The sequence below is a fragment of the Nonomuraea cypriaca genome, assembly GCF_015645445.1.
In the GTDB taxonomy this organism is placed as follows: domain Bacteria; phylum Actinomycetota; class Actinomycetes; order Streptosporangiales; family Streptosporangiaceae; genus Nonomuraea; species Nonomuraea cypriaca.
On the sequence record NZ_JADOGI010000312.1, the window covers coordinates 1 to 10,192 of the forward strand.

The following is a 10,192-nucleotide window of genomic DNA, read 5'->3' on the forward strand; positions in this document are numbered from 1 at the left end:
CCCGCGCCCATCCCACGCCGACCCGCCGCCGGCACCCGTTCATCCGCCCCACGCTGGTGTGACGCCGGTACACCCTCACCCAGCCCCGCTCCACGACGGCCCGCTCCCGGCACCCGCTCGTCCGACCCCGCCCCACGATCAACCGACGCCGACGCACCCTCACCCTGCTCGGCTCCACGCTCAACCGACGCCGACGCACCCTCACCCTGCTCGGCTCCACGCTCAACCGACGCCGACGCACTCTCCCCCGGAGCCGCTCCACGCTGACCCGACCGCGACGCGTCCTCGCCCGCTCCGCGACGGTCCGCTGCCGCCCCACGCTCGTCCGATCCCGACGCACCCTCATCCTGGGATGCTCCGCGCTTGGCCGAGGACGGTGGGCGCTCGTTCAGGAACGGTACGCTCTCGCTCCGCGCTGGTGCGTGGTTGACCGGGGGCGATGGGCGTTCGCTCGGGGTGTCAGGTGGCGGTGTGTCGTGCGACGGCCCGTGGTCGGTTGCCGTGGTGTCCGGGGTCGCGAGACCGGCCGCCGAGTGCTGCTGTCCGGTGCCCTCCTGCTGATTGTCTGCCGTGGCGGGGCCGCGCGCTGCATCCGCCGCCCGCGCTCGCCGCCTGGTGGCGAGATCGTCATGGTGTTCGCTCGGAGCGGTGGGATCGGACTGCGCGCGACCGTCGTTCCGGCCACCCGCCGGACCGACGCCAGGCGCACCGGACGTGGGCGCGCCGGAGGTGCCCGACGTGCCGGAGGTGCCCGACGTAACTGATGTTTCCTGCGTCCCGGAGGTGCCCAACCTCACCGGCGTACCTGATGTAGCGGGCGTAGCGGGCGTAGCGGGCGTAGCGGGCGTAGCGGGCGTAGCGGGCGTAGCGGGCGTAGCGGGCGTAGCGGGCGTAGCGGGCGTAGCGGGCGTAGCGGGCGTAGCGGGCGTAGCGGGCGTACTGGACGCTCCAGGCGTGCTGGGCACGGTTTTGTCGGGTTCGTGGGACCGGTCGGGCCGGGGAGCGCTGGGGCGGGGCAACGGCTTGGCGTCGGGGTTGAGCGGGGGCCAGGCGCGTTCCGTGCCTGACAGCGCCAGTGCCGGGCCGAGCCTGGGCGGCTGTCCCTTCCTGTGCTGGTCCCGTGCGACCTCGTCCTCGCGCCGCTCGCCTTCCCGCTGCTCGATACGCCCCGAGGTGTCGGCCGGCGCGTCGGCACTCGCCGCGAGCCTCCTCAACCGCCGCAACGCCTCGGTGTCGATCGGCTTACCGGCCGCGGGCCTACGGCTCTCCCCGGTCCTGATCGGCACGACCGCCCCATGAGCGGCCCGCGCCTCCTCACCGGCCAGGTCGCGCCGCACCCGAGGTACGCCAGGCTCCCGACCCGCCGACTCATCCCAGCCCACCGACTCGCCCTGGCCCGTCTGCTCATCCCGGCCCGTCGGCTCGTCTTGGCGTGCAGCATGTTGCCGGTCGGCAGCATCTTCAGGGCCGACAGCATGTTCCCGGCCGACGGAAGCCCCCTGCTCCGGCGGGCCCGGCTCATACCCGGCCGCGGTCGCGGACTCACGGGCGGGCGGCTCTTCACCGGCACCGGTCGCGGGTCCCTGGGCAGCGCCCGTCCCGCGAGCGGTGGGTGCGCCGGCCAGGCCGTCCTGGCGGGCGGGAACGGCTCCCCAGCGAGTGGGAGCAACTCCCTCATGAATGGGAGCGGCTCCTTCGTGAATGGGCGCTTCCTCGTGGCTGGGAGCGGCTTCCTCGCCGGCGGGAGCGGCTCCCCGGCGAGAGGGAGCAACTCCCTCGTGGGTGGAAGCGGCTTCCTGGCGAGCGCGAGCGGCCGCGCGACCGGACAGCCGCCGACCGCCGCCCCTGCGGCCCGCAGGTTCGCGGGCGGCCGGGTCACGCCCGGCCTCAGCGGACGGCGCACCCGTGCCGGACTCAGACGAGGCTCGACCCGTCCCAGGAGAAGCCCTGCGGAGCTCGGGCGAGAGCCTGCGGGATTCGGGCGCGGGCGTGCCGGGATCGGGCGGGACTGTGGCCGGCTGGGCGGGGGTTGTGACCGGGTCGTGGCGGTGTTCAGGGGAGGCTGAGAGGGTCCTGTCGCGCCCGGCCGGCCCCGGGGTGGCGCCAGGTGCCGGGGAGGTGGCCGGCTGGCGTACTCGGGCTTTGAGGGCGGGTGCGGCGCCGCGGCGGGAGCCCCAGCCGATGCGGGTGGACGTCGGCTCTGCGACCGGCGCCTGGGTCGCGGCGGCGGCCGCGGCGGCGACGGCGGGGCGGACCTGCCGGGGCCCGGCGATGCGCGGCGACTCGCGGCGGCGCTGCGGGGCGCGGGCCTTGCGGGGCGCCTTCGAGCGGCCCCGGGCGGGGATGGCCCGCCAGACGCGGCCCGCGAACGTGATGGTCTCGGGCTCGGACGCGGGCGCCAGGCGGTACCACGCCTTCGGCTGGCCCAGGTAACGCAGGTGGGACTCGAGGAGCTCGGTGAGCCGCTTGCCCTCGATGACGGGACGGGTGGACAACCACGTCACGATCCCGGGCGGCACGAGGAACAGTACGTGCCACGGCATCTCCACCGGCACGCGCACCAGGAGCAGCAGGAGCGACCACGGTACGAACACCCCGACGAAGACGCCGATCCAGACGATCGGCAACGGCATCGGCAGGCGTAGGTCGTAGAGCTTGTAGAGCCGCTTCTCTATCCGCCAGATGTTCGTATACGTGGGCAGGTCCACGCGGTCCTCCTCTCCACCCGCTCGTACATGACCGCCGCGGAGCGGTCTCAACCCTTACTGGATGCCCAGTGCGCCCGCGATCGCCTTCGCCGTCACCTCGATGATGTTGGGAACGTAGAAGATCACTCCGATGGCCACGGCCAATATCAGGAACTGCACGAATCGCGTGATCTCTCGGGTGAAGAGGAAGAAGAGCGCGACCACGGAGACGACCACGAGGAACAGCGGGGCGAAGAACGCGCGCAGGAAGTCGGCGAGTCCTCCGGTGTCGATGCCGGTCGGCGTGGGCGTCGGCGACATCTCGATCAAGGTGAGCAGTACGGTCTTCAAGGTCACTTCTCGTCCTCCCGGGGGGTACCGATCAGCAGTGCGGCCATGCGCCTATCCAACGACCCGGCCGGCGCCGCGGATGTCGGCGACGAACCATTTGTCGCCCTGCTTCTCGACGGTCAGCCGGTATGCCTGCTCCAGCCGCGCCCCGACCGCGGCGGGGTCGGTGGCGTTGGGAGTGGCCGGGATCTCACCGTTCGGCACGACCCACACGACGACCGCCTGAATATCTCGGGTGGCACCCCCCACAGGCACCACGACTTCCTTGAGCTCCGCGAAGGTGAAGGCGCCGCCGAAGCTGGGCAGGGTCCTGCCCGCGGCGACGTAGCGCTGCAGTCCGGCGGCGTCGCCGGAGGCGTAGTCCTTGAAGAAGCCCTCCAGTTGCGGCTTGAGCTCGGCGGCGGCCGCTTCGTCCGTCTCCGGCTCGGCCACCTGTGGCAGCTCGGCCGGGGCGGGCGCGGGCAGGATCGCCGGACGACCGGAGACGACGAACCTCTCGCCGCCGTCGGCGCCGGAGTAGTAGATCGGCACGGACAGCATCAGCCGCCGCGGGCCCGACTGGAAGGCCACGCCGACCACCGCGTTGTTCGCGTCGGTCGCCTCGATGTCGTAGGGCTGGATGGCGACGGCCGACAGCTGGCCGAAGCCGTCCCAGCCCAGCTGCGGGTCCATGCCCTCGGCCAGGAACGCGGCCAGCTTGCGTGACCTGCTGTCGGCGTCTTCCGGATTGAAATTCAGATAGACCCCGGCGAACTGGGCAGCGAAAGCCATGCCCCGGTCGGCCGGGAATCCGTCTTGTGCCACCACGGCGCCATTGGGCGTTGCAGCCTCTTGCTGGGTAAACCGCTCAAATGGGGCACGAACCCCATTCACTACGATAACCACAATAAGCGCCCAGAGAATGATGCGGCCGGTCCACACCAGCCACCGTCCGCCGCCGCCTGACCAACCGCCACGGCGCGGCCTGCGGGATGGCGGCGCGCCGAAGTCCGTGGTGTCCAGGCGTGCGGAAAGCTCGGCCTCACCAGCGATCCGAGGATCGTGCTGGACGGTAGACCTACGAGCCATCACGCCTCCGCTCGCGCCGATCCCCCCGGCTGGCGCGGTGTCGTCCGTTGCCGATCCCCATCATCCGTGGTGAAGTAGTCACCTTATCCGGTCTCCGCCATTGTTCCAGGAAAGCCACGCCCATGCTGCAGGCATGACCGCCCTCACGGCAAACCGGACCTGTATGGGAGGTCACGGCGCCGATTCCTGTGAGTTCCCGGTGGAATCGCCTTTTGACCAGGCCAGACGCCTAAAATCGCGTAGCGTGACGGCCACGGATTCCTGTCCAAAACAGGCATGGACTGTCGCGACCTGCGGATTCGGTATGGGTCGGGGAAGGACGCACGTCCTCAGGCGGGTTCCGGATCCTGAGACGTCCGCGACTGACGCCTGCTGTGGAGGTCGACGACGGTCGGGTGGACGGCGCGTTCGAGTGAGCCGCGGAGATCGGCCAGCATCTCGGCGGCGTTCTTGTCACGCATGCGAGTGGCCAGCTCGTTGCGTTCGTCGACCTTTCTGCGCAGGTATGCCTCGCGGTTGACGCGCAGGCCGTACATGAGCTCGACCCTGATCAGGGCGAGCTCCTCTTCGAGGCTGATGCCGGCGAGCGTGGGTGCCGGGCGTCGTTTCCGGATGATGCGACGGATCATGAGGGCCTCCCGAGGCAGCGTGAACGCCGTGACGATTCGACGCGCCGGCGCCCAAAGTGGTTGACGCATCAGTTGTCCCGGGATCAGACATCACCGCGCGGGCTTCGTCACCGTCCACCGTCGGTGACTCAGAGTAGCGAATACTAGCTCTCAGCGATCCAGAGCCCACGCCGAGGCACGCCGGTCAGACGTTGAAGCGGAACTCCACCACGTCGCCGTCGCGCATGACGTAGTCCTTGCCCTCGATGCGGGCCTTGCCCGCCGAGCGGGCGTTGGCGATGGAGCCGACCTCGACCAGGTCGTCGAAGGAGACCACCTCGGCCTTGATGAACCCGCGCTGGAAGTCGGTGTGGATCACGCCGGCCGCCTCTGGGGCCGTGGCGCCCTTGGAGATCGTCCAGGCCCTCGTCTCCTTGGGGCCGGCCGTCAGGTAGGTCTGCAGGCCGAGCGTCTCGAAACCGACCCGGGCCAGCTGGCGCAGGCCCGACTCCTCCTGGCCGACCGACTGCAGCAGCTCCAGCGCCTCCTCCTCGTCGAGCTCGACCAGCTCCGACTCGATCTTGGCGTCGAGGAAGACCGCCTCGGCGGGGGCCACCAGGGTGGACAACTGCTCCCTGAGCCCGGTGTCGGTCAGCTCGTCGGCGTCGAGGTTGAACACGTACAGGAACGGCTTGGCCGTCAGCAGGTGCAGCTCGCGCAACTCGTCGCGGTCCAGGCCGCTCTCGAAGACGGTCTTGCCGGTCTCCAGGACCGCCAGGGCGGCCTCGGCGGCCTCCAGCGCGACCTTCTTGTCCTTGTTGTTGCGCGCCTCCTTCTGCAGGCGCGGGACGGCCTTCTCGACCGTCTGCAGGTCGGCCATGATCAACTCGGTGTTGATGGTCTCGATGTCGCGCTTGGGGGAGATCTCGCCGTCCACGTGGGTGACGTCCGGGTCGCCGAACACGCGGATGACCTGGCAGATCGCGTCCGTGTCGCGGATGTTGGCGAGGAACTGATTGCCCCGGCCCTGCCCCTCCGACGCCCCCTTGACCAGGCCCGCGATGTCGACGAACTCGACCTTGGCGGGCAGGATGCGGGCCGAGCCGAAGATCTGGGCCAGCACGGGCAGGCGGTCGTCGGGCACGCCAACGATGCCCACGTTGGGCTCGATGGTGGCGAACGGGTAGTTCGCGGCGAGCGCGTTGCCGGTCTTGGTCAGCGCGTTGAACAGCGTGGACTTACCGACGTTGGGCAGACCGACGATGCCTATGGAGAGACTCATGCGACCGGCTCCGTCGGCCGCACGAGTCTTTGACTGCTGTGTCTGATGGTTCGCTCGCTTCGCTCACTCACGGACATCGAGTTTACTTGCTCAGCAGGTCCAGACAGGTCACCGGACGGTGGGCGGCGGAGGCCTGGAGATAGCGCTCGGAGCCGGCCGGGCAGCGCGCGGCGGAGGTCTCGAACGACAGCACCCGCGCCCACGCGCGGGAGGAGTCGCAGGGCACGCGGGTGACCGCGGACCGCGCGATCACGTCGGTCGCCGGCTCGGCCACGCAAGCGCCCCGGTCCAGCACCTGGCCGCCCGCGCCCAGGCAGATCACCCGCGACGCGCTCTCGCGCAGGGTGTCCAGGGTGCCGGACGGGCAGGCCGCGACGTCCGGCGCGAGCGCGGCGGCCCTGCCGTACCAGCCGGGGCTGGCGCACGGCCGTTCCCGGCCGTCGAGCGCCACGCAGTCGCCCGGCCGCAGGACCCCACCGCCACCACCCGGCGCTCCTGGGTGCGGCTCCAGGAAATTGCGTACGCAGGCCGTACGGCCCCCGGGGATGCGCAGGACGTCGTCCGTGTCGTCGGGGCAGTCGCCTGGCCCCGGCGGGTCTGAGGCGAGGGCCACCACCTCGGACTGCCCTCCGTTGCACGGGGTCAGCGCGTAGTCGCGGGTGACGCACGCGCCCGGCGACCAGCGCAGCGCCGGCCCCGACCGCCGGCCGGAACCGGCGCCCGACCCGGAATCGCCGGATGAGCCCGCGATGACCACGCCGGCCAGCCCGGCCAGCCCCACCGCCAAGGCGGCGGCCGTCGCGGCGAGCAGCCGAGCCGTGTCCATCCCAATACTGTGGGTGACGAACGATGTGCCGCACAAGCGGAACGCCCAAGCGTGTCGGGCGGAACCGGGCCCGATGTCCTGCAATCATCGCTGGAGTGGACGTCGTCGCGCTTCTCATCGGTCTCGCGGTCGGGCTGCTCGTGGGGTTCCTGATCGCGCGGACGCGGGCGGCGGTGCGGGTGGCCGAGGCCGACGCGCGGGCCAGGTCGGCCGCCGAGAAACTCGTCTACGTCGAGGAGCAGCTCGCCGAGCGCTTCCAGGCCCTGTCCACGCGGGCGCTCGACGTCAACAACGTACGCTTCCTCGAACTGGCCGAGACGCGGCTCGCGGCCAGCCGCGCGGAGGCGACCGGCGACCTCGACCAGCGCAGGCAGGCGGTCGAGCACCTGGTCGAGCCGCTGAAGGACGCGCTGACCCGGGTCGAGGCGCAACTGCGCGACACCGAGTCAGGACAGCGCGCGGCGCGGGCGGAGCTGGCCCAGCAGATGGACCTCGTCCGCCAGAGCCACGAGCAGCTCCGCTCCCAGACCACCGCCCTGGTCAGGGCCCTGCAACGGCCGGAGGCGCGCGGCCGGTGGGGCGAGCTGCAACTGCGCAGGGTCGCCGAGATCGCCGGCATGCAACACCACTGCGACTTCGACGAGCAGGTCGTGGAGGGCTCCATGCGCCCCGACATGGTCGTACGACTGACCGGCGGCAAGAACATCGTGGTCGACTCCAAGGTCTCGCTTGCGGCCTATCTGGAGGCCGCGGAGGCGTCCGACGAGTCGCTGGCCACGGTCCGGCTCGACGCGCACGCCAGGCACGTCCGCGAGCACATCGACCGGCTGGCGGCCAAGGCCTACTGGCAGGCGTTCAACCCGTCGCCCGAGTTCGTGGTGCTGTTCATCCCCGGCGAGGCGTTCCTGGCGCCGGCCCTCGAACGCGACCCGGGGCTGCTGGAGTACGCCATGCGGCGGCGCGTGCACATCGCCACGCCGACGACGCTGATCACGATGCTGCGCACCGCGCACTATGCCTGGCAGCAGGCGGCACTGAGCGAGAACGCGCGTGCGGTGTTCGAGCTGGGCCAAGAGCTCTACGAGCGGCTGTCGACCCTCGGCAAGAACGTCGATTCGCTGGGCAGGGCGCTGACCCGGGCGGTGGAGGCGTACAACAAGTCGGTGGGGTCCCTTGAGAGCCGCGTCCTGGTCACCGCGCGCAAACTGCACGATCTGGGCGTAGTCGACGGCGACCTCGACTCGCCCACGATGCTGGAGGGGCTGCCGAGGCCCCTGGCCTCGCCCGAACTACTCGAAACCACGCCTCTCCTCCCCCACTCGAACGGTAAGTTGGCCAACGGGCAGTGAAACGGGGGGTAGGCAGTGGGGGAGAAGGGCAGGCGTCCGGCGGTCAGGCTGACCGCCCGCGGCGCCATCGCGCTCGCCCTGGTCGCGACCCTGGCGGGCTACGTGCTGACCGCGCTGCTCGACATCCCCCACGTGGTTGGCGCGACCTTCGTGCTGGCGAGTCTGCTCGGCGTGCTGCTGGTCAACAGGCGGGAGCTGCTGTCGCTGGTGGTGACGCCGCCGCTGGTGTTCTTCTGCGCCACGTTCTTCGTGGAGCTGGGGCGGGCGTTCGGCTCGGTGTCGATCGTGCAGTCGCTGGCGCTGGGCCTCTACACCTCGCTCACGCGCGGCGCGCCGTGGTTGTTCGCCGGGTCGGCCATCGTGCTGGGCGTGGCGTGGCGGCGCGGGCTGCGCGACAACGTACGCGAGCTGCGCGAGGAGCTGAAGGCGGGCGCGGAGGCACCGCGCCCGCGCCAGACGTTCGCCCCCGAGCCCGAGGGCTACTTCGAGCCCAAGGTGTACGGGACGCCGCGCGGCGAGGACTAAGCGGAGGGCACCGAGGCCCTGAGGTCCTTGCGCAGCTCGTGGGGCAGGGCGAAGCGCATGCTCTCCGGCACCGACTCGACCTCGGTCACGTCGTCGAACCCGTGGGTGGCCAGCCGCGCGAGCACCTGCTCGACCAGCTCTTCAGGAACGGACGCGCCGCTGGTCACGCCCACCGTGGTGACGCCTTCGAGCCACTCGTCGCGGATGAGGGTGGCGTCGTCGACGAGGTAGGAGGCGTCGGCGCCGTGGTCCTTGGCCACCTCGACCAGCCGCTTGGAGTTGGAGGAGTTTTCGGAGCCGACCACGATGACGAGCTCCGCCTGCGCCGCGATCTCCTTGACCGCCACCTGGCGGTTCTGGGTCGCGTAGCAGATGTCGTCGCTCGGCGGGTCGATCAGCGTGGGGAAGCGCTCCTTGAGGCGGGCGACGGTCTCCGTGGTCTCGTCGACCGACAACGTGGTCTGCGACAGCCACACCAGCTTGCTCGGGTCCTTGACCTGCACCTTGCCGACGGCGTCGAGCCCGTCGACGAGCTGGATGTGGTCGGGGGCCTCACCGGAGGTGCCCTCGACCTCCTCGTGGCCCTCGTGGCCGATCAGCAGGATGTCGTAGTCCTGCCCGGCGAACCGCTTCGCCTCGTTGTGCACCTTGGTGACCAGCGGGCAGGTGGCGTCGATGGTGCGCAGGCCGCGCTGCCTGGCCTCGTCGTGCACGACGGGCGACACGCCGTGGGCGGAGAACACCACGATCTCGCCCTCCGGCACCTCCTCCGTCTCCTCGACGAAGATGGCGCCCCTGGCCTCGAGCGTCTTGACGACGTGGGTGTTGTGCACGATCTGCTTGCGTACGTAGATCGGCGCGCCGTACTGCTCCAGCGCCTTCTCCACCGCTACCACGGCTCGATCGACTCCGGCACAGTAGCCGCGCGGCTTGGCAACGAGGACTCGGCGGGAAGTGGGGGTCTGGGGCTCCATACTTCTTATGCTACGTGGAGCGGCCTTCGGGACCGCACGTGCGTTGCCGCCCGCGGTTTGCCAGACTGGCCGTCCAATACTGACCTCCCAGGGAGACGTTCATGTCCCTCAGAGACGTGATACGCAACATCGCCAAGACCGTGACCAGCAAAGACGAGTTGAAGGAGAAGGCCAAGGACCTTCCGTTGCTCGTCGTACAGACCACCCTCAGCGCCGCAGGACAGGCGTTGCTGCTCGTCGACCGGGTGAAAAACTCGATCAAGGGTCTCGGCGGCAAGGAGGAGCGCGAGGAGACCTACGACTCCCGGCCCTCGGCCGCCGAGCAGGTGGCCGCCGTCGAGGAGGAGAAGCCGGCGCGCAAGGAGCCGGTCATCTTCGCTCCGCGTCCCGGCTCCGCCGAGCCGAACGGCGTCGCCAAGACCAAGCCGGACCCGGTCATCTTCGCGCCCGCCGCCAAGACCGACCAGGCCACCACCACCGAGCCCGACTCCACCGCCGAGCCCAAGCCCACCGCCGCTGAAG

10 protein-coding genes and 1 pseudogene are annotated in these 10,192 nt (G+C 70.6%); 4 read left to right on the forward strand and 7 right to left on the reverse strand.

Annotated features, from left to right (window positions below; all coding sequences use genetic code 11):
- Positions 1-2,181 precede the first annotated feature (2,181 nt).
- The gene (locus tag ITP53_RS50170) at positions 2,182-2,433 is read left to right on the forward strand and encodes a hypothetical protein (RefSeq protein ID WP_195902567.1); all 252 of its coding nucleotides are present in this window, start codon (positions 2,182-2,184) and stop codon (positions 2,431-2,433) included.
- Positions 2,434-2,462: 29 nt separating this feature from the next.
- Here the strand turns inward: ITP53_RS50170 and ITP53_RS61555 are convergent.
- The 6 genes and pseudogenes from ITP53_RS61555 to ITP53_RS50200 all read right to left on the reverse strand — a co-directional run.
- Positions 2,463-2,708, reverse strand: a pseudogene (locus ITP53_RS61555) (TcpE family conjugal transfer membrane protein); the annotation flags it as partial.
- Positions 2,709-2,762: 54 nt separating this feature from the next.
- Positions 2,763-3,008, reverse strand: a complete 246-nt coding sequence (locus ITP53_RS50180) for a hypothetical protein (RefSeq protein ID WP_207757569.1) — start codon at positions 3,006-3,008, stop codon at positions 2,763-2,765.
- Between the two features lie 81 nt (positions 3,009-3,089).
- Positions 3,090-3,842, reverse strand: a complete 753-nt coding sequence (locus ITP53_RS50185; RefSeq protein ID WP_328818411.1) for a conjugal transfer protein — start codon at positions 3,840-3,842, stop codon at positions 3,090-3,092.
- A gap of 593 nt (positions 3,843-4,435) precedes the next feature.
- Positions 4,436-4,735, reverse strand: a complete 300-nt coding sequence (locus tag ITP53_RS50190) for a hypothetical protein (RefSeq protein WP_195902570.1) — start codon at positions 4,733-4,735, stop codon at positions 4,436-4,438.
- A gap of 184 nt (positions 4,736-4,919) precedes the next feature.
- Positions 4,920-5,996, reverse strand: coding sequence for a redox-regulated ATPase YchF (gene ychF / locus ITP53_RS50195; RefSeq protein WP_195902571.1), 1,077 nt, complete (start codon positions 5,994-5,996; stop codon positions 4,920-4,922).
- A gap of 82 nt (positions 5,997-6,078) precedes the next feature.
- Positions 6,079-6,822: a hypothetical protein gene (locus tag ITP53_RS50200; protein WP_195902572.1), complete on the reverse strand. Its 744-nt coding sequence runs from the start codon at positions 6,820-6,822 to the stop codon at positions 6,079-6,081.
- Between the two features lie 95 nt (positions 6,823-6,917).
- On the opposite strand from ITP53_RS50200, the gene rmuC reads away from it, so the two are divergent.
- Both rmuC and ITP53_RS50210 read left to right on the forward strand, forming a co-directional pair.
- A complete protein-coding gene (gene rmuC / locus ITP53_RS50205) occupies positions 6,918-8,171 on the forward strand; it encodes a DNA recombination protein RmuC (RefSeq protein ID WP_328818414.1) in 1,254 nt (417 codons plus the stop codon).
- Positions 8,172-8,186: 15 nt separating this feature from the next.
- Positions 8,187-8,696 carry a DUF6542 domain-containing protein gene (locus tag ITP53_RS50210; protein ID WP_195902573.1) on the forward strand — a complete coding sequence of 170 codons (510 nt, stop codon included), beginning with the start codon at positions 8,187-8,189 and terminating at the stop codon, positions 8,694-8,696.
- On the opposite strand, the gene ITP53_RS50215 is transcribed toward ITP53_RS50210, so the two are convergent.
- The gene (locus ITP53_RS50215) at positions 8,693-9,670 is read right to left on the reverse strand and encodes a 4-hydroxy-3-methylbut-2-enyl diphosphate reductase (protein ID WP_195902574.1); all 978 of its coding nucleotides are present in this window, start codon (positions 9,668-9,670) and stop codon (positions 8,693-8,695) included. The two genes, ITP53_RS50210 and ITP53_RS50215, sit on opposite strands and share 4 nt — an antisense overlap.
- Positions 9,671-9,771: 101 nt before the next feature.
- Here ITP53_RS50215 and ITP53_RS50220 point away from each other — a divergent pair.
- Positions 9,772-10,192 (forward strand): hypothetical protein (locus ITP53_RS50220; RefSeq protein ID WP_207757567.1); only part of this gene is annotated, 421 nt, incomplete at its 3' end.